This window comes from Planctomycetia bacterium, assembly GCA_015075745.1.
GTDB lineage: Bacteria > Planctomycetota > Phycisphaerae > UBA1845 > UTPLA1 > UTPLA1.
Window position 1 is genome coordinate 585,207 of record JABTTW010000002.1, and the last position, 19,018, is coordinate 604,224.

Consider the following 19,018-nt stretch of genomic DNA (forward strand, 5'->3'; position numbering starts at 1 on the left):
CGGAAAGATCGTTCGCTAGGCCATGCCGGGAACGGTGCCCGAACGATTCGCCCGCGCGTACAAGATCACTGACAAGAGCGTGCCTGCCAGCAGCAGCGTGTTGCGCCCGATGGTGAGCCAGCCGGCCTCGCCGCCGCCTTTGCCGGTGCAGCCGCATTCGATCTTCAGACCGAGATAAAGCGCCGAATAGCTGATGGCCGCGATGAAGGCGAGGAGCATGCCGCCGATGAGGATGGCGCCGGCGCGGCGCGAGAACGGGGCGAGCAGCGCGAGGGCCGCGCCGATTTCCAGCCAGGGCATAAGAATCGCCGGCAGGTTCACGAACTCCTTGGGCAGGATGCGGTAGTTGCTGATCTCGATGGCGAACTGCCGCTGATCGTAATAGACCTTGGTGATCGCCGCGTAGAGAAAGAAGCCTGCCACGCCGAGGGCGCAGAGGTGCGAGATGATCCGCATCAGGCTCTGTCGCTGCTCAATGGTCATGGGGGATTGACTCCACCATTCCGGCGAAGCGGTCACTCGCCGAAATGACTTCTTCCCAGCCCTTGGTGTAAATCCAGACGTTGGTGTAGCCGAAGTCGCTGCGAAGGGCGCCGGCGACGTTGTGACTGGCCTCGCAGTTGCCGCCGCCGCAATAGACGATGACGCGCGAACTCGTATCGGGCACGACGCTGAGAACCGCCTCGATACTCGCATAGATCGCGCTGGAGGGAAGGTGAATCGCCCCGCGAAGGTGGCCTTCCTGAAAATCGTGCAGCTCTCGGGCATCGATGAAGAAGGCGGTGTTGGACGTCAGCGCCTCGATCACGTCGTCGATGACGACGGTGCCGTCGGCGGCGTGAGCGGGCGATTCGCCGGATTCAGCGCCTGCCGGACCCGAGGTCGAAGTCGACTGCGCGTCGGCGCTTTTTGCCGGACTGGTCGCGGGAGTCGCGGCGACATCGCGGCGAACCCAATCGATGGGCCGCTCGCGCGACTGATTGACGACCACGCCGACGCCGCAACTGACGGTGGCGATGATGACGCACATTCCCAGATCGCGAAGCATCCACTTACCTCTTCGTCAACGGTCGGCGGACTTCTTGTCCGATGTCGAAAAAAAATCCCTGGCGATGCCTTGAATCATCTCGGCACCGCCAGGGATGTGAGCAGGACTCTGTTACTTACCTGCGCCGTTGGCAGGCTGAGGCTGTGCGGGCTGCGGCTGAGCAGGCTGCGGCTGGGCAGGCTGCGGCGTCGTAGCGCCGTGGTTATGACCCGCATGGTCATGACCGGCATGGTCTTGGCCTGCTTGCGCCGGCGGCTGGGTCATGATGCCGGGATTCTGTCCGGCCTGCATGCCGAACTGCTTGGTCACGTCGCCCATCGGCGGAACCTGATTGATCGGGATGATCAGGTTCGGCACGTTGGGATTGTCGGTCTTGAGGGTGATCTTGTCGCCACTCTCTGCCACGACGTAATCCTGGGGAATATCGACCGTCAAGCGGTAGGCCTTGCCGACCGGCTGGGTTTCGACAATGTTCAACTGGAGCTTCTCGTTCGAGGCGGTCTGCTCGCTGATCTTCACCGGGTTGACGGTGTTGTTGCGGATGAAGAACTGGCGCTGGACCGTGCCGTTGCGATTCGGTGTGAGGGTCAACTGGTTCGGGGTAACGTCCACGTCGGCGGTGACGTAGGCGTTCACCGGGATCAGCATCTTCTGATTGTCCTGCATGGTCGTGGTCAGCTCGATGTTGCCGGTGACCGGTCCGGTGGACAGCGGCGGGACCACGGCGACGGTGAGCTCGAACTTCTTGCCTTCCTCAAGCTCGGAGACGTCGGCCTTGAAGGAGGGATTCGAACAGGTGACCTTGGTGATCTTGATCTTCTCGTCGGTGTTGTTGACGACGGTCAGCTTGCGCTCCATCGAGGCCGAGGCGGCCGTGTCGGTCGTCAGTCGGCCGAACGACGCGCTGGCGGGAGTCGCCTGAATCGGCTGCCAGACTTCGCCCTGAATGTGCAGGGTGACCGCGGCGCCTTCGCCGGGGGCGTTGGTGTTGATCATGATCGTCTTGTGGATGGGGCCACTGGCATGACCGGTGTTAAGGCGAATCGGAATCTTGCCGCTCTGGCCGGGCTGGACGATCTTGTCGTGCTCGCCGGCGGTGGTGCAGCCGCAGGACGGCCGGACCTTGAGCAGCTCCAGGGGACCGGTGCCGGTGTTGGAGAACCAGAAGTCGTGAGTGATCTCCTGACCGCTGCGAACACGGCCGAAGTCGTAGGTCGGCGTGTCAAACTTGACCGACGGAACTTCGCCTTCCTTCAGCTTGACCGTCGGCTCGGGAATCTCCTGGCCGGGAACCTTGACCTGCGGAGGATTCGGATTCATCGCGCCGGGCTTGGGCATCGGCTGCTGGGCGCCGGGAACCTCGTGGCCCTTGGCGGGCGGAACGACCTGGGGCTGTCGGGGCTTGGTCTGCTCTTCCGCGCGAAGGCCGGCGGAAAGGCACAACATGGCCATCGCTGCCAGGCAGACGAAGGCGGCAGGAATCCGCGATTTCGAACAGGTCATACTTTTCTCCTAAGGTTTGAGGGCTTTCGTGACTACACTGAAGACGGCCGGCACACAGGACCGAAAAAACGATTCTCAACCGGCCATGACATGCCATGAGTATAACTCACGCTGGGGCCGACTCCTGTAACGGGTGAGTAACACCACAAAGCCCGCTGATACGCGATTCATCACAGTATCTGCCGCCTTTTTTAGGACCATCCGGGTTGCGCGTCGTGCCCGCGCAATGGACGGGGCGGCGGACCGAATCGCTGATCTGCGTTATGATCCCCCAATGGAGGGCTTGCAGAAGCCGCTAGCGGCCGACTCGGGCGAAAGCCTTTGACGGTCGCCGGTGGGGAAGACGTAAACTGCAAAGAGCAGCGCGGCGTGATTCTCTCGCGCCCGATCATGCTCTTTGCGTTTTTTTCAGCCCGTCTTGTCGGCGAGCGTGGCCGACAATTTATCGCGAACGATGCCGCCGATCTGATTCACGTCGAGCCTTTGCATGCACGCATGCTCGTGCGGGCACTGGCTGAGCTTCTTGAGATAGCACGGGGAACATTCCAGATCGATCCGCACCACATCCTGCGCCCGGCCATAGGGGCCGGTTCGCTCCGGGCTGGTCGGGCCGAACAGGGCGACGAGCGGACGATCCAGCGCTGCGGCGAGGTGCATCGGCGTCGAATCGGCGGTAACGACGATCGCCGCGCGCTCAACCAGCGCAGCGAGTTGGCGAAGGGTCGTACGGCCGCAGAGATTCACCGCCGCGCCCTGCGACGCATTGACCGCGCTTTGCCCCAACTGCACATCCGCCGGTCCCCCGACCAGCACCGATCTGATCCCGCGCTCGCGGTGCATCATCGCCGCCAGCATTCCGTAGCGATCGGCCGGCCAGCACTTCGTCTCCCACCGCGTGGCGGGCACGAGCATCACAAACGGCGACGAGGCATCAATGCCTGACTCGGCCAGCAGCTTCGCGGCGGCTGCGCGGTCGTCATCATCGAGTTCGACGGAGAAATCCATCGGCACATCGCCGAAGCCGAGCATCGCGGCAAGGCGATAGTTCCGGTCGGCGGCGTGAATCTCGCGCGAGGGGCTCGCGGGAATCTTGTCGGTGTAAAAGAGCGGCGACATCTCGCGGGCATCGGCGAAACCGATACGCACCTTCGCCCCGCTGGCCATCGAGAGGAAGCCGCTGCGAAAGAGACCCTGCAAGTCGATGACCAGATCGAACTCGCGATCCCGCAGCGACTTGACGAACTCCCAGAACTCACCGGTCACGCTCAGACTGCGCCCGAGCCGGCCGAAACGCTTGCGATCGAACAGGATGATCTCGTCGATTCGCTTGTCGCGCTCGAGCAGATTGGCAAACGGTGAAGCCACGAGCCATGCGATGCGTGCGGCGGGATAGCGCCGGTGAAGCCCCTCCAACACCGGCAGCGCGTGAATGATGTCGCCCGGCGAACTGGGCTTGATGATCAGGATTCTCTCAAAGGCGCGCGTCGCCAGGTCGCCGTCGGTCATGCGGGTAGTGTAAGCTCGATGGCCCGTTCGATCCCGCCCAGGTCGCGAAACCGTCCGGCGGCCGCGAGCCCCCCATCGGCGACCATCATCTTCTCCACGCTGTCGGCCTGGCCGCTGCCGACCTCCAGGATCAGCACGCCGCCGGGCCGCAAGACCGAGCGCGCCTTCGCGGCGATCTTGCGGTAAGCCGAAAGCCCATCGTCCCCGGCAAAGAGCGCCACGGAGGGCTCGTACTTTCGAACGTTTTCCGGAAGCGAATCTCGATCAGTCTCGGCGATGTACGGCGGATTGGACACGATGACGTCGAACCCGCTCGGCGGAAGCGCTTCGGGCGGCAGGTCGAGCATGTCGGCCCGAACGCATTTCACGCGTTCGGCAACGCCGTGCCGCGCGGCATTGCGCTGCACAACCGCGAGGGCCGGTTCGGAGATGTCCCCGGCAACCGCGTGGACGGAGCCGGCGCGCTTGCAGATCGTCACCGCCAGACAGCCCGATCCGGCGCCGATGTCCAATAGCTCGTGCCGATCGGCGGGATGCCCCTTGATCCAATCGAGGGCCCGCTCGACGAGCAGCTCGGTCTCCGGCCGGGGAATCAGCACATCCGGCGTCACTTCAAACTCCAGCGAATAAAACTCGCGCGTACCGATGAGGTAGGCGATAGGCTGATGCTCGGCCGCCGCGCGCACCAGTTCGCGAAATGTCGCGCGCCGCGCCTCATCGGGAACCTCCTCAAAACGCGCGTACAACTCGATGCGTTTGCAACCGAGAGCTTTGGCCAGCAGGAGTTCGGCGCAGAGCCGCGCATCGTCGACGCCGCGCGACTCAAAATGCGATCGCGTCCACGCCAGAAGGCGACCGATCGTCCACGACTCGGACGCTTGAACAGGCGTATCAGACATGCGCGCTCGATGGTTGGAGTGTGAACAGATTCGCGGAGCTAGCCCGCATTCTTAAGGTGTTCTTTGAGCCGCTCCATGTCGGGCCGGCTGCCGACGAACAGGGGCGTGCGCTCATGGAGTGACTTGGGCTGCTTATCAAGGATTCGCCTCGTGCCATCGGTCGCCGTGCCGCCGGCCTGCTCGGCGAGGAATGCGATCGGATTCGCCTCGTAAAGCAGCCGAAGCTTGCCATTGGGCGCCTTGGCCGTGGCAGGATACAGGAATATTCCGCCGCGTAGCAAGATGCGGTGGAAATCTGCAACCAGCGAGCCGATGTACCGCGCCGAATACGGGCCCGCCCCCTCGGTCTTGCACCATCCCAGGTAAGACTGCACGCCCTTGGGGAACGAGTTGAAATTGCCCTCGTTCACGCTGTAGCTCTTGCCCTTATCCGGCATTTTCACATGCTCGTTGGCAAGGATGAAGGCCCCGACCGACGGGTCGAGCGTGAACATATGCACGCCCTCGCCGGTGGTATAGACCATGACCGTGCTCGAACCATAGACGATGTAACCGGCGGCAAGCTGGCGATGACCTGCCTGAAGAACGTCGGCGGCGGGGTCGCGCGACTCAAACCCGCTGGGATCGCGCTCGAGGATCGAGAAGATCGTGCCGACTGAGACGTTAACGTCGATATTCGATGAACCGTCGAGCGGGTCAAAGATGACCACGTATCGTCCGTTGGCGCCGCTGCGCGTAACGACGGTCGGCTCGTCCAACTCCTCGGAAGCGATGATGCCGATGTTGCCGCGATAGCCCAGGCAAAGCTCGATGGTTTTGTTCGCGAGCAGGTCTAGCTTTTGCTGCTGCTCGCCGTGGACGTTGGATGCCCCGGCGTCGCCGAGCACGTCGAGAATCCCGGCGCGCCGAACATTGGCCGAAATGATTCGCGCCGCGAGCGTGATGCCGGAGAGCAGCCAACTGAATCCGCCCGTCGCAGTGGGGTGGCTGCGCTGCTGGCTGAGAATGTGCTCCTGAACGGTGATGAACCGATTCCGTTCCGAGGGCATATCCTCCATCGGCGATACCCCTTCTTCCGACGGATCCATCGGCGGCAAATCAATGGTGGTCATGGTGACTATTATAACTCAAAGCGCGTCGCATCACAGGACCGGCGCGTCTGTCAGTGGCGGCGAGAATGCACGTTTCATGCGACGCGCCACGAGATGAATCAAATCGCCCCACCTAGTCCATTCTTGTTTATTGGGCCGTCGACCGTAGACTTGAAATCGCTTGTAAATTAAGAGAAAACGTTTTACCGCAGAACCCGACCAGTTGCTCCGCGGGTTCGCGGATTCTATCATCCGGCAAACCAGACCCCATTCATTGAGAGGAACCCCGCATGATGATTTCAAAACCCATGAACGCCGCCCTGGACAAGCAGATCGCCAACGAGCTGGCGGCCTCGCACAAATACCTGGCGTTGGCGTTCTGCCTGGAGGGCATGGGGCTCAAGATTTTCGCCCAGCGGTTCAAGCAGCAGGCCGACGAGGAACGCGGCCATGCACTGAAGATCGCCGCATACATTCAGGATGTCGGCGGCAAGGTCACCCTCGGAGCGATGGACAAGCCCAAGGCCGACTACAAGACCGTGCGCGAGATCGTCAAAGCCGCCGTCGATAGCGAAATCACCGTCACCCGGCAGATCAACGACCTGATGGCCAAGAGCGAGAAGGAGCAGGACTACACGACGCGCAGCTTCCTGAAATGGTTCGTCGATGAGCAGGTCGAGGAAGTCTCCTCCATGACCGAGCTTCTTCAGCTCGTCACGCGCGCCGGCGAGAGCAACCTGCTGTACGTGGAGGCCCGGCTGGCGGCGGCGATGGCCGCGCCGTCCAAGGAATGACCGCTGTTTATTGTTCGCGTCCTTTTCTTAACCCGGATGGCCTGAAATGACGCCTTCCAGAAAGGTGAAGCTCACGGCGTACGCGTCGTGCGCGGGTTGAGCCGGCAAGCTCCCGGCCGGAGCCATCTCGCAAGTCTTGCGAGCCTTGCCCGCGATGACCCATCCTGACCTGCTGCTCGGAGCCGAACACTTCTCCGACGCGGGCGTGTATCGACTGCGCCCCGATCTGGCCATCGTGCAGACGACCGACTTTTTCCCGCCGCTGGTTGACGACCCGTTCACCTTCGGCCAGATCGCCGCCGCCAACAGCCTGTCGGATTGCTACGCCGCCGGCGCAACGCCGATCACCTGCCTGAACATTGTCGGCTTCCCGGACAAGGACCTGCCCATCGAGATCCTCAGCGAGATCCTCGCCGGTGGCGCCAACAAAGTCGCCGAGGCAGGCGCCGTCATTCTCGGCGGCCATTCCGTCCGCGACGCGGAGATCAAGTACGGGCTCGCCGTCACCGGCACCGTGCATCCGGACAAGTTCCTGTCCAACGCCGGCGCGAAGCCGGGCGATCGTTTGATTCTCACCAAGCCCATCGGCTCCGGCGTGATGACCAGCGCCTGCAAGTCCGGGAAGATTTCCGAATCTGATCTCGCCGAGACCATCGAGATCATGATCGCCCTCAACGCCGTGGCCTCGCGCATCGCCGTCGAAGCCGGCGCGCACGCGGTCACGGATATCACCGGCTTCGGCCTTGTCGGACACGCATGGGAAATGGCGTCCGCATCGGGCGTCACTGTAGAACTCAGTGCGGCGGCCGTCCCGCTGATTGGTCCGACGCTCGACCTGGCCCGCGGCGGCGTGTTGACGCGCGCGTGGAAGAGCACGCTGGCGGCGATCGGCGATCAGTTCAGCACGGCGCATGTCGAAGAGGCATTGGTGGGCGTCCTCGCCGACGCACAAACCTCCGGCGGACTCTTGATCGCGGTCGCCGAAGCGAATGCCGACGGGGTCGTGCGTCGCCTGCGGGAAAGCGGCGTGCCCCACGCCGCAGTCGTCGGCCGGGTCACGGCGCGCGGCGATTTTGATTTGATTTTAGGGGCCTGAAACCGGCATTCGGCAATTCGTTGAAATTCCCGCAAAACGCGGTATGCTAGCCCCAAACATTTACAGCTCGACTCGCGTACGAATCCTGAATCGAATCGTGCGCGGCAAACTCAAGGATGGACCACCGCCGTGAAACCGACCAGACGAGGACCGAGCCTTTTTGAGGTCATGAATAAAGCGCCGATGACGCAGCATGCGCCGGCCGGTCGCTCCTTCTGGAGGCGCTCGAAACCGAGCGGCACGGTGCTCCCCGTCGCCGAAGCCCTCACCGACGCACAAGCCGCCGAGGCCCTCGCCGAAGAAAAGGCCAGGATGGAGGCTCAACGCGCGACACGTGAGATGAAGGCACAGGCCAAGGCCGCCGCCAAGGCGGAGCGCGAGGCGCGCAAGATCGCCAAACAGGCGGCAAAGCAGGCGGCGCTGGAAGCATCGCGTGAAGAGCGGGCCCGTTCGGGTCGATCGCCTTCGGGCGGTGACGGTCGTCTGCATCTGTCAATCGGCGGCGCCGGTTTCGTCGCTGCCGCGGGCGCGCTGGTCGCCATCATTTTCGGCGCCTACACCATCGGCAAACAGTCGCTGGGCACAGGTGCAAAGCTCGCCACGGTCGCGGCCAGCACGGCGCCGGCCAATGCCACGCTCGGCTCCCCCCTACTGCCCCGCACCACCGAGAGCCCGGTCGTCGTGCCCAAGCCGCTCGCCGACAAGGTCGAGTCCGACCCCGATCTGCGACACCTGTTGCAGCAGCCGACCCTTGCCCAGCAGCGGGTGGCCGCGAACAAGCCGGTGTCGGTCAACGGCCCCGCCGCGGCCGCCGTCGAGGCCGCTCGCCCCGAAAACCTCAATTATTTGCAGATAGAGTCGTTTCTTATCACCCGTGAGCGGAGCGGCGAGCAGCTCGCCCGGGACCTGGCCGACGTTCGGGCCTTCCTCCTGAACAAGGGTATCCGGACATTTGCCCGAAAACGCAGCAACGGTTATGTTCTATTCGCTGAAGACGGTTTCCCGCCCGGCAAGGCAAGCCGAGATGACCGCGGGGGATTCAAAAGGAAAATTGAAGGTTTTGGAGCTGAATATCGAAGCCAGGGCGGCTTGTATCAGTTCAAGGGTTGTTTGTTCGTGAGCTATTCGGCGACGAAAGCCGGCGACCCCGTTTGAGAGTGCAGGAGTTTTTGCATCATGTCCATGGATCGATCCCTGAAGAGCAAGGCTTCGCTGGCCCGCCACCGAAATGTTCTGACTCGAGCCGAGCGTATCGAGCGATTGAGGAATGAGGAGCGCTTTCCGGAGGGAAGAAGTGCGACCGGCCTGCCCAAGGTAGCAAACCGAAAGGCGCCGATCGGCGGAAAGACAAAGAAGGGACCGGCCAAGGAGGGCGAGGCTGAGGCAGCAGCGCCTGCAGCAGCCGCGCCGGCGAAGAAGTCAGCCGCGCCGGCCAAGAAATAGGCTCGTAACTCGGTTCTTGTTGTGCCTGCCCTGCCCGCCGTTTTTCCGCTGGGAATTCGCGGCAGGCGCGGACCCTGTTGGAGTTGGTCAGTCATCTCTACCCCTCGCGAGTGAAGATGGATTCGCGTCAAATCCTCGCCGAGCGATCCAAGAAGGTCGAATTCTCCGGCATCCGCAAATTCTTCGAGATGGCCTCGCGGATCACCGATCCCTGCGACTTGTCCATCGGCCTGCCTGATTACGACGCGCCCGAAAACGTCAAAGACGCCGCCATCGCCGCGATTCGCGAAGGGAAAAACCGCTACCTCCCCAGTTCCGGCCTCCCCGAACTGCGCATGCGCATCATTGAAGCGCTCAAGGCCGAAGCAGGTGTGGAGCAATCGGTGCTCATCACCTCCGGCGTCTCCGGCGGACTGACCCTCGCGCTCCTGGCGATCACCAACCCCGGCGACGAGATCGTCTTTCTCGATCCCTACTTCGTTTCCTATGTGCACCTCGTCAACATGGTCGGCGGCACGCCTGTTCCGGTTTCGTCCTATCCTGATTTTGCGTTCAACGCCGCCGACATCGAGGCGGCCATCACGCCGAAGACCAAGGCCCTGATGATTAACACGCCCGGCAACCCGACCGGCCGGGTCATGAAGCCTGCCGAGGTGGAGGCCGCGGTCGCGATCGCCAAAAAGCACAACCTCGTCCTCATCTGCGATGAGATTTACGACAAGCTCTGCTACGACGGCCCCAACGTCAGCCCGATCGCCCTGGCCCCGGACAACGCCCTCATCCTGCGCGGCTTCGGCAAGACCTACGGCATGACCGGCTGGCGCATGGGTTATGCGGCCGGCCCGGCCTGGCTCATCGAAGAAATGACCAAGCTGCATCAGTACACTTATGTATGTGCCCCTTCGATGGCCCAGTTCGCGACGCTCACCGCCCTGGAGACCGATGTGTCCGGCCATCGCCGGGACTATTCCGCCAAGCGCGATCTGGTGTGCGATCTGCTCAAGGGCTCATTCGATTTCGTCCGGCCCGGCGGCGGCTTTTACGTCTTCCCGCCTGCGCCGAAGTCATTTCCAAACGCCACCGCCTTCGCCGAGGCGGCCATGAAGGAAAGCGTCATCGTCATCCCCGGCGGCATCTTCTCTCAACGCGACACCCACTTCCGCATCAGTTACGCGGCGTCGGACGCCATGCTGCGGCGCGGCTGCGAGGTCCTGTGCCGACTCGCCCGTTAGCCCCGCCGAACATGAACACGATCGCGCCGTTCGGATTGACTCACGCACCAGCGAGCCGTAGAGTCCCCAAGGGGCGGATTCATCGTCGATTACAATGAGCCCAAGCGTGCCACGGATCATCGATCATCGCTGGATATCACCATCTATCGCCGTGGGTCTGATTGCAATGGCCGGTTGTTTCGCCCGGCCCGACACCCCGCAAAGCGACCCCCAGATCGACGCGGAGAACTCCCCCTTCAAGGTCCCCGTTCAGACCAATCGAACGTCGAATTTCGATCGTCCGGCGCAGCGCCTCGTCGTCGAGTTCTCTGTTTTTCGCTGGACGGCCCCGAAGGGCGTGTTCACCGCCGCGGATTCCATTATCTGGAAGCGCGTCGCCGGCGTCCTGTCCTCCTCCAACACAACCATGCATCTGGCCGACAGCGGCTTTCGCGCGGCCATCGGCCGTGAGTCCGATCGATCCGAACTCGTCGACGCGCTCAAAGAGCTCGCCGAGTCCGTCGACCTGCGCAGCGTCATCGATCAGGTCGTCCCCGACGTCTCCCGGGCCGCTGAAATCGGCATCGGGCAATTGCCGACGCGGACCCTTACCGTCTTTTACCAGAACGGCGACGGCCGCGCCGTGGGCTATGATTTCAAGGATGCCCGGCCAAAGCTGCTGCTTTCCTTCGGCATGAGGGCCGACAACCTGCGCGAGGTGGTCCTGCGCGTCGTGCCCGCCATTGACGAGCCCCCGGGCCCGCCGAAATGGGTGGGCGTGCCCGGCGGAGGCTTCCAGCAGATTCAGGAGGAGCGTCGGAAGGTCTTCACGGACCTGGAGTTTTCGGCGACGATTCCGGAGGATGGTTTTCTTCTGATCGGCGGCATGCCGATCATCTATGAACGGCCCTATCTGGGTCGGGCATTTTTTGTGGAGCAGCCGGCGAACGGCATGGACGAAGAGGCGACCCGGGAAAGCATCTTTATCATCTGTCCGGTGATTCACACGGTCGCGGACCGGCTTGGGGTGGTCAGCGCGCCGCTTGGATCGCCGGCGGACAACGAACGCGGGGCAACAGACGGAAAATGACGGAGCACCCGAATCTCTTTCACGATCTGTGGGATCACCTGGGATTTATTTGTCTGGCGCTGGATCCCTCCGGAAACATCCAGCACGCCAATCGAGCGGCCTGCCTTCAGTTTGGAATCTCAGCGCAAAACCAGGGCACGCCGTTCATCGATCTGCTCAGTGAGCCGGATCGCCCGGTGGCGACTGAGCACTTTCGCAGCGCCATCGAGAAAAGCGAATCCAGCGAGATGGAGACGACCTACATCGACGAGGAGGGCGCGCGAACCACGTTCGTCCTGGTCGTATCTCCGATCATTGAGCTCGGTGGCCGCGTGCTCGGCATTTCCCTGTGCATGAGGAACATCTCCGAGCGCAAGCGCCTCTCCAAGGACCTCGCGAGGGCCCGCCGGATGACCTCGCTCGGCAAGATGGCCGGGGCCGTGGCGCATCACTTCAACAACATCCTCGGCGGCATGCTGACCAGCATCGACTACGCCCTGCCCAGCGACAGCCCGCGCGAATTGCGTAAGACGCTTCAGCTTCTCTCCCAGTCGATCGGCCGCGCCACCCGAATCACCCAGCAACTCGCCGCATTCGCCGAGTCGGAAAACGCACAGCACGAACAATCCACCCTCGATCCCATCATGACCAAGTTCATCGCCGTGCTCCGGCCTCGCTGCGAGAAGGCACGCGTCGAGTTGATCGCCAAAGTCGAAGCCACCCCCTCCGGTCTGCTCGATGAAGCGCGCATCGTATCGGTCCTCGAGGGCATCGCCCAGAACTCGATCGACGCCATGCCCGACGGGGGAACCCTGACGGTCGAACTGTCTCACGACGCCGAGAACGCCACCATCTCCATCACCGACTCGGGCTGCGGCATTCCCGAGGATGTTCTCGAACACATCTTCGAACCGTTCTTCACGACAAAGGGGGGTCTGGGCGGTGGAGACAGGGACAACATCGGCCTGGGCCTTGCAGCAGTGCACGGCCTCGTGGCGGAAATGGGCGGCTCCATCAAGGCCTATTCCAAAGTCGGCAAGGGAACCACGGTGCAACTCACCCTCCCCCTGCACCGCAAAGCCGCGCCGCCGCTCGTCGACTCGACCGGGCACACCGATACGCCCAACGCCTAATACCCCGTGACGGCCGGGTTCTTGCGCGGCTTATCCCCCTGGGTGCGGTCAAATACCATGAGGAGCTTCTCCTTGTCGAAGATCATCTCCTCGCGGGTTAATCCGACGAGTTTGAATTCTGGTGTCAGCTCAATGGCATCAACCGGGCACGCTTCTTCGCACATCCCGCAATAGATGCAGCGCAGCTCGTCAATATCGAACTTGATCGGGTACTTCTCCCGATCCGGCCAGGGGCTTTCCGTGCCCTCGATGTGAATGCAATGCGCCGGACAGGCCGTCTCGCACATGAAACAGGCCACGCAGGCCACCCGGCCCTGATCGTCCCGGTTGAGTCGATGAACGCCGCGGTAGTTCTCTCGCCGAAGGGCGCGCTTCTGCTCCGGATACTGGACGACGGTCTGGTCGCGCAGTTTCTTCTTGAACATGTGCCGAAGCGTCGTCCTCATGCCGCCGAAGATCTGCGGCAGATAGGTCCGCTCCGACATGGACAGTTCCGGCTGGTCGACCTGGATGACGTCGCGATCGCGCCAACTACCGGGCGGTACGGATGTCGCGGGCGCGGACGACTGCTCCGCGTCGCCGAATTCCTGAATGGATGGATGATTGCTCACTTCCGAATCCTCATCGGTAGGCGAATGCTCCGCCGCCCGACCGTCTCAAGCTGTGCTGCCGGCCGGTGATGACGCGGCCGCTGAACCGCCCCACGAACCCGCCGAACACAAGCAACCCCACGTTCGCCGGCAGTGCCCACCAGGCCGACGCGTCGAAATAAATAATGAGCACCTGAACGACCACAAGGGCCATCGTCAGCGGAACAAGAGACTTCCACGCCAGCCGCATCAATTGATCGAACCGAAACCGCGGCAGCGTCCAGCGGATGAACATGTACAGGCAGATGAACAGAAACACCTTGCCCATCAGGACGCCCATTCTTGCAAGCATGGCCCCCGCCGTCTGGCTCGTATTGAGCCAGTCCCACCCGGGAATCAGCGACCCGCCGAAATAAAGGCACACGATAAACGCGCTGGCGGTGATCATGTGGGCATACTCGGCCAGGAAAAACATGGCCAGCTTCATCGCGCTGTATTCGGTGTGATACCCGCCGACGAGCTCCTGCTCCGACTCGGCCAGGTCGAAGGGCATTCGATTCGCCTCGGCCAGGGCGGTGACGAACAGAATCATCGCGGCAATGGGGTGGTACATCACGATCCAGCCGTGATGAAGCTGATAATCCACCATCTCTTCCAGCCGCAGCGAGCCGGTCGCCAGGATGGCGATCAGCACCGCCATGCCCAACGGAATCTCGTAAGAAAGCATCTGGGCCGCGGCACGCATCGCCCCATAGAAAGAATACTTGTTATTGCTGGCCCAGCCGCCAAGGACCACCCCGTACACGCTCATCGACGAAACGGCGATGATGTAAAGCAAGCCGATATCGACGGTGGCCACCTGAGCGACCAGCGGCGCGGCGTCCGCATCCATCCACGGCCAGCGAAACTCTCCGCCCCAGGGAATGACCGCGAAGCCGATCAACCCGACGATAAAAATCAGCCACGGGGCAAGCAGAAAGAGCGCACGATCCACGTTCGCCGGGATCACGTCTTCCTTCAGGAGAAACTTCACGCCGTCGGCGATCGGCTGAAACAGACCCATCGGCCCGACGCGATTGGGACCGTAGCGATCCTGCATCCACGCGGAGATCTTGCGCTCCAGCAAAATGGAATACGCCACGGCGGTCATAATCAGGCCGAAGACCACGAGGGCCAGTATCAGACTAAAGTAAAACTGGTCAGCCAGAATAGCCTGCACCGGCGCGCGCCAGTGGATCCATGCATAGATCGCCAGCGTCAGCCCCCCACTGCCGACGATCGTCAGTGCGAGCAGCCCGGTGATGATCGGATGCGCCTTGATAAAGGCCACGCTTCGACTCCTTTAGTGGGCGTGCGCGGCGAGTGGCGGCGCGACGTGCAATTCAAGGAACTTCGGCATCTTCTCCGCCATCATCTGGCGGATCTTCGCCGGTTGATAGAGCCCTTCGATTCCGTTGAGGGCGGCGAGGTAGTTACCGTCTCGCTGACAGCCCTCGATCGGCGGGATCGACCCCTCAAACGGCTGAATCTTCCCGTCCACGTTGACAAAACTGCCGGACCGCTCGGCCCACGAGCAACCGGGCACAACCACCGTCGCCGCCTCGGTCAGCTTGCTTGGGAAAATATCATGTGCAAATAGCAGCGGAATCTTCGCCAGCGACTTCTCCAGCGCCGGCGTGACCCAATCCGTCGGATAGCCCCCGCTGATCCACGCTGCCGCAAATACGCCCTCGCCCGCCTTCGTAACCCATTCATCAAATGAGACAACCGTTCCGCCGGCGTCACTGAGAATCATCTCCACGCCCTGCCGGTTTGGACACTTCTCCGCGCGGATCGTAAAGCGAACCGGCGCCCCGTTGCCCTTCGGAAATGTCTCGTCCTCGCCGGAAACCGGCACCGGCCCCATCACCAAAACCGCCTTCGGAGCGACATCGCGAATGAACCGCGCCACCAGCCACGCCTCCTCGCACGACATGAACGGCGAGAGCACGCAGCCCACCTTCTCATCCCCATTCGCCGCAACGGCCTGCTCCAGCCGCACCCGCGCGATGTCCGGCAGTTCGCTCCAATCGGGATAATTCACTTTCGCGCCCCGGCGAACCATCAGCCGATTCAGCCGCTTCTCGTCATGCACGTACTTCCAGCCGAATCGTCCGGGATCGCACATCCAGTACTCGTTCACACCCGGGTTCCAGCGCGGCCTGAGCCGCCAGATTTGGCCCTGGTTGTGGTCGATGTGAATGGCGCAGCCCTGCGAGCAACCGGCACAGACGCTGCTGGCTTCCTTCAGGTACCAGACCCGCTGCTCCATCAGAAAGTCTTTATCCAGAAGCGATCCCACCGGGCAGAGGTCAACCACGTTGCCTTGGAGCGCGTTCTCCAGCGGAACACCGGGAAAGATGTCGATTTCGACGCGGCTGCCGCGGTCTACGAAACAAAGTTCGCTCGTACCGGCGACCTCATCGCAGAAGCGAACGCACCGCGAGCACATGACGCAGCGATCCTGATACAAGAGAGTCTTGCTGCCGACGTCCTTCTTGGGATTCTTGTACTTCGCCTCGACCATGCGGCTGGTCGCATGACCGAACTTCTGGCTGTAGTCCTGCAGGTAGCACTCGCCGGCCTGGTCGCACACCGGGCAGTCCAGCGGATGATTCAGCAGGAAGTACTCCATGCAGTGCTTCTGATTGTTGCGAACTGACTCGCAATCAAACCGCACCTCCATACCGTCCTTCACCGGTGTCTGACAACTTGGAAAGAGCTTCGGGGCCCAACCCATCTCCTTGGTCTTGGGATTGGGCATCTTCATTTCCATCAGACAAAGGCGGCACGAGGCCACAATGCTGAGGTCCGGGTGATAGCAGTAATGAGGTACGTCCCAACCGGCCTCAAGCACCGCCTGGAGAACAGGGATCTTTTCTCGGCACTTGAGGGTCTTTCCGTCTACGATGATGCTGACCATGCGATTTCCCGGGCGCTTGCGCTGGATATTTATCGGGCGGTACCGCCGAAATGCGGCCCCGTCCCAGGGGATGTGAAGCTTATCACGATGTCCCTTTCCTTGCCAATGTCCTCGGCGGTCCACCGACGACGTTTGCCCGGCCTCCCCGCGGCCATCCCGTTCGCCCGCCGGAATGATAGAACAGGGTCCCCACTTGCTGCCGATTCTGATGTGGAGCCCGCGACAATAGGGCATCATTCCTTCGGCCAATCGGGGGAGATTTCGCTGACCGCCCATCTCGGAGATAATCTCCCAAAACAAACGCCCGGAGTCCGTCCATGAGCCATGCATTGAGAAACCAAAAAGATTCTGTTTCCGGGGCTGCACGCCTCCGCCGCCTGCTCCCCATCGCGGCGATCCTCACGGCCGCGCTCGCATCAGCGCCTCGCCCGGCAATCGGCTTCGAGGACGACGCGAAGGCAGGTGACAAGCCACCAGAGGTCAACCTCATCGGCATTCCCGATGGCATCCGCAAACACATCGAAGAGGCCTACGCCGAGGCAGACGCCCACCGCGATCACGCAGACAAGCTCGGGCGACTCGCGATGCGGTATCTCATCCCCGCGCCCGCCATCGCCGCCGACTGCTTCAAGAGGGCATCGCAGTTGGCGCCGAACGACGCCCGATGGTGCTACTACGAAGGTCTTGCGGACATGGCGGCCTATCGCCGGGAAGACGCCCAGAAGGCCTTCGAGCGCGGCGCCAAGCTCGATCCGAAGTTCGCGCCGCTCTTCGTCGCCTGGGCAGACACCCTTCTCACTTCAGACCCGTCAGCCGCCGAGGAGAAATACAAGTCCGCCGTGGCTGCCGATCCCAGGCTTGCCCGCGCCCATTTCGGTCTGGGGCGCGCCTGCATGGCCCAGGATCGCAGTGCCGACGCGATCAAGCACCTTCAGGAGGCCGTCAAGCTCGCGCCGCAATACTCGGCCGCCCACGCCGCCCTCGCTGAACTCTTCGACAAGGCCGAGCGCTTCAAGGACGCGAAGATGCATCGCCAACTCTCGGAGTCCGGCACCGCCGCCCCACCGGGCAACGACCCGCTCCTCTTCGATTTGTACGCCGAATGTTCGAGCGGAACCGAGTTGCTCGAATTCGCCGAGGGCCTGGCCGGCGAAGGCAGACTTGAGAAAGCCATCGGCCTCCTTGAAGGTGCGATTTCGCGCAACAACGATGACGTCGCCCTGCTCCACGCCGCCGCGGTCCTGCTCGATAAGGCCGGTCGCTATCGCGAGGCCGTCACGCGCTTCCGCCGTGTCCTCGAACTGGCCCCCGCTCAATTGGAGACCGTCCTTTACCTCGCGCAGGCCCTGACCCACACCGACGACTTCATCTCCGCCGGCGCACTCGTCAAGGAAGTCGTTCAGCAGGAGCCGGACAACCTCGCCGCCCTGCGCCTCTACTCCGGCCTCATGCTTCGCCTGCGCAGGCCCGAAGACGCGATGCCCTTTCTGGAGAAGGCCGCCAAGCTCCATCCCAATGACGGCTCCATTCGCCTCGCACTCTCCATGACCTGTCTTTGCCTCGACCGCATCGGCCCTGCCATCGAACACTTCAAGGTCGCCAAGTCCGGCGAGCCCGCCCCCGGTGACACTGCCCGGTCACTCCTCTCCAACCTGGCTCAGGTCTTTGTCGACCAGCGAAAGTCATCGGCCGCCGTATTCTCCGGTTTCGCGCCCGTCGTTGCCGGCCGACTCCGAATGATGGGCGAAGCGATGGACGCCGGCGACCTGCCCGCCGACGGCAAGGTGCTCATCGACTATCCCGTCTTCTTCGCCCAACGCGCCGCATACCTCGCCGGGCAGGGTTCCTTTGATGAGGCGGCCCTCGTCCTGCGCACCGGCGCCGGCGATCCCGAAGTCAAGGCCGATGCGCCCGCCGTCTCCGAGTATCGCAAAATTCTGGCAAGCGCCGGTGATAGCTCGCCCCTGCGTCATGTCCTTGCCCGGGTACTCTCCGCCGCCGGTGATGTGTCGCAGGCCAACGACGCCTGGCAGAGCATCATCAAGGACGATCCCAGGTTCGAGCCCGCCGTGATTTTCCTGGCGTCGAGCCATCTTCAGGCAGGCGAATTCGCCAAGGCCGAGTCGGTCCTCCGCTCGGGCCTCAAGACAATTCCCGATTCGGTGGCGATCGCCAACGCATTGGCCTGGGGCCTCGCCACGAATCCGGCGTCCGACGAGAAGGCGAAGAAAGAGGCCGTCGAATTGGCCGAGCGCGTCTGCAAGCAGGAGCCGACCGACGTGCCCTCCTATTGGGACACCCTCGCCACGGCCCACGCGGCCAACGGAAACTTCGACCGCGCATTCGAGTGTGAAGGCACCGCCATCCGCCTCGCCGCCGAAAGCGGCAAGACCGCCGGCACCGACGGCTTCAAACGACGCCTGAAGTTGTTTGAACTGAAGCTGCCCTACCGCCAGGAGCCCGCGAAACCGGAAGAAAAAAACTAGCGCCGCCCGCTCACGTGCGCCCCCACGCCCCATCCGTAGCGTCACCCCTTGTGGGTGACGACGTAGCGCTCGATACCCTCGCCGCCGTCACCCCCCGCGCAACCGCACCCCCCAAAATATTCACCCCCCGCGTCAATGACCGGGGGCTCTTCTCCACCCACCAACCTCGCCCAACACCCAGGGAATC

General features: G+C 62.7%; 17 protein-coding genes. 8 read left to right on the forward strand and 9 right to left on the reverse strand.

What is annotated here, in order from left to right; translation table 11 throughout:
• Positions 1–15: 15 nt before the first annotated feature.
• The 6 genes from HS101_15860 to fbp all read right to left on the reverse strand — a co-directional run bounded on the left by HS101_15860 (position 16) and on the right by fbp (position 6,005).
• Positions 16–483: a hypothetical protein gene (locus HS101_15860; GenBank protein MBE7507741.1), complete on the reverse strand. Its 468-nt coding sequence runs from the start codon at positions 481–483 to the stop codon at positions 16–18.
• Positions 473–1,048, reverse strand: a complete 576-nt coding sequence (locus HS101_15865) for a rhodanese-like domain-containing protein (GenBank protein ID MBE7507742.1) — start codon at positions 1,046–1,048, stop codon at positions 473–475. The genes HS101_15860 and HS101_15865 overlap by 11 nt, the downstream gene beginning before the upstream one ends.
• 111 nt (positions 1,049–1,159) lie before the next feature.
• Positions 1,160–2,551 carry a DUF1573 domain-containing protein gene (locus HS101_15870; GenBank protein ID MBE7507743.1) on the reverse strand — a complete coding sequence of 464 codons (1,392 nt, stop codon included), beginning with the start codon at positions 2,549–2,551 and terminating at the stop codon, positions 1,160–1,162.
• Between the two features lie 408 nt (positions 2,552–2,959).
• Positions 2,960–4,057 carry a lipopolysaccharide heptosyltransferase II gene (gene waaF, locus HS101_15875; GenBank protein ID MBE7507744.1) on the reverse strand — a complete coding sequence of 366 codons (1,098 nt, stop codon included), beginning with the start codon at positions 4,055–4,057 and terminating at the stop codon, positions 2,960–2,962.
• Positions 4,054–4,956 carry a peptide chain release factor N(5)-glutamine methyltransferase gene (gene prmC, locus HS101_15880; protein MBE7507745.1) on the reverse strand — a complete coding sequence of 301 codons (903 nt, stop codon included), beginning with the start codon at positions 4,954–4,956 and terminating at the stop codon, positions 4,054–4,056. Before prmC ends, waaF begins: the two co-directional genes overlap by 4 nt.
• A gap of 38 nt (positions 4,957–4,994) precedes the next feature.
• Positions 4,995–6,005 (reverse strand): class 1 fructose-bisphosphatase, encoded by a 1,011-nt coding sequence (gene fbp / locus HS101_15885; protein ID MBE7507746.1) that lies wholly within the window; start codon positions 6,003–6,005, stop codon positions 4,995–4,997.
• Between the two features lie 332 nt (positions 6,006–6,337).
• Between fbp and HS101_15890 the strand changes: the two genes are divergently transcribed.
• The 7 genes from HS101_15890 (at position 6,338) to HS101_15920 (ending at position 12,793) form a co-directional block, all read left to right on the forward strand.
• Complete coding sequence (locus HS101_15890; protein ID MBE7507747.1) at positions 6,338–6,841, forward strand: ferritin; 504 nt, start codon at positions 6,338–6,340, stop codon at positions 6,839–6,841.
• 46 nt (positions 6,842–6,887) lie between these two features.
• On the forward strand, positions 6,888–7,937 hold the full coding sequence (selD, locus tag HS101_15895) for a selenide, water dikinase SelD (protein MBE7507748.1): 1,050 nt from the start codon (positions 6,888–6,890) through the stop codon (positions 7,935–7,937).
• A gap of 129 nt (positions 7,938–8,066) precedes the next feature.
• Positions 8,067–9,092 carry a hypothetical protein gene (locus tag HS101_15900; protein MBE7507749.1) on the forward strand — a complete coding sequence of 342 codons (1,026 nt, stop codon included), beginning with the start codon at positions 8,067–8,069 and terminating at the stop codon, positions 9,090–9,092.
• 21 nt (positions 9,093–9,113) lie between these two features.
• Positions 9,114–9,380, forward strand: a complete 267-nt coding sequence (locus tag HS101_15905) for a small basic protein (protein ID MBE7507750.1) — start codon at positions 9,114–9,116, stop codon at positions 9,378–9,380.
• A 116-nt stretch (positions 9,381–9,496) separates the two neighbouring features.
• Positions 9,497–10,612, forward strand: a complete 1,116-nt coding sequence (locus tag HS101_15910) for an aminotransferase class I/II-fold pyridoxal phosphate-dependent enzyme (protein MBE7507751.1) — start codon at positions 9,497–9,499, stop codon at positions 10,610–10,612.
• Between the two features lie 106 nt (positions 10,613–10,718).
• Positions 10,719–11,681, forward strand: coding sequence for a hypothetical protein (locus HS101_15915; protein MBE7507752.1), 963 nt, complete (start codon positions 10,719–10,721; stop codon positions 11,679–11,681).
• On the forward strand, positions 11,678–12,793 hold the full coding sequence (locus HS101_15920; protein ID MBE7507753.1) for a PAS domain S-box protein: 1,116 nt from the start codon (positions 11,678–11,680) through the stop codon (positions 12,791–12,793). The genes HS101_15915 and HS101_15920 overlap by 4 nt, the downstream gene beginning before the upstream one ends.
• Here the strand turns inward: HS101_15920 and HS101_15925 are convergent.
• The 3 genes from HS101_15925 to HS101_15935 form a co-directional block, all read right to left on the reverse strand.
• A complete protein-coding gene (locus HS101_15925) occupies positions 12,790–13,278 on the reverse strand; it encodes an NADH-quinone oxidoreductase subunit I (protein ID MBE7507754.1) in 489 nt (162 codons plus the stop codon). The genes HS101_15920 and HS101_15925 overlap by 4 nt on opposite strands.
• 136 nt (positions 13,279–13,414) lie before the next feature.
• Positions 13,415–14,590, reverse strand: coding sequence for an NADH-quinone oxidoreductase subunit NuoH (gene nuoH, locus HS101_15930; protein ID MBE7507755.1), 1,176 nt, complete (start codon positions 14,588–14,590; stop codon positions 13,415–13,417).
• Positions 14,591–14,725: 135 nt separating this feature from the next.
• Positions 14,726–16,345, reverse strand: a complete 1,620-nt coding sequence (locus HS101_15935) for a (2Fe-2S)-binding protein (protein MBE7507756.1) — start codon at positions 16,343–16,345, stop codon at positions 14,726–14,728.
• 317 nt (positions 16,346–16,662) lie between these two features.
• Here HS101_15935 and HS101_15940 point away from each other — a divergent pair, with 317 nt between their 5' ends.
• The gene (locus HS101_15940; protein MBE7507757.1) at positions 16,663–18,831 is read left to right on the forward strand and encodes a tetratricopeptide repeat protein; all 2,169 of its coding nucleotides are present in this window, start codon (positions 16,663–16,665) and stop codon (positions 18,829–18,831) included.
• Positions 18,832–19,018 lie beyond the last annotated feature (187 nt).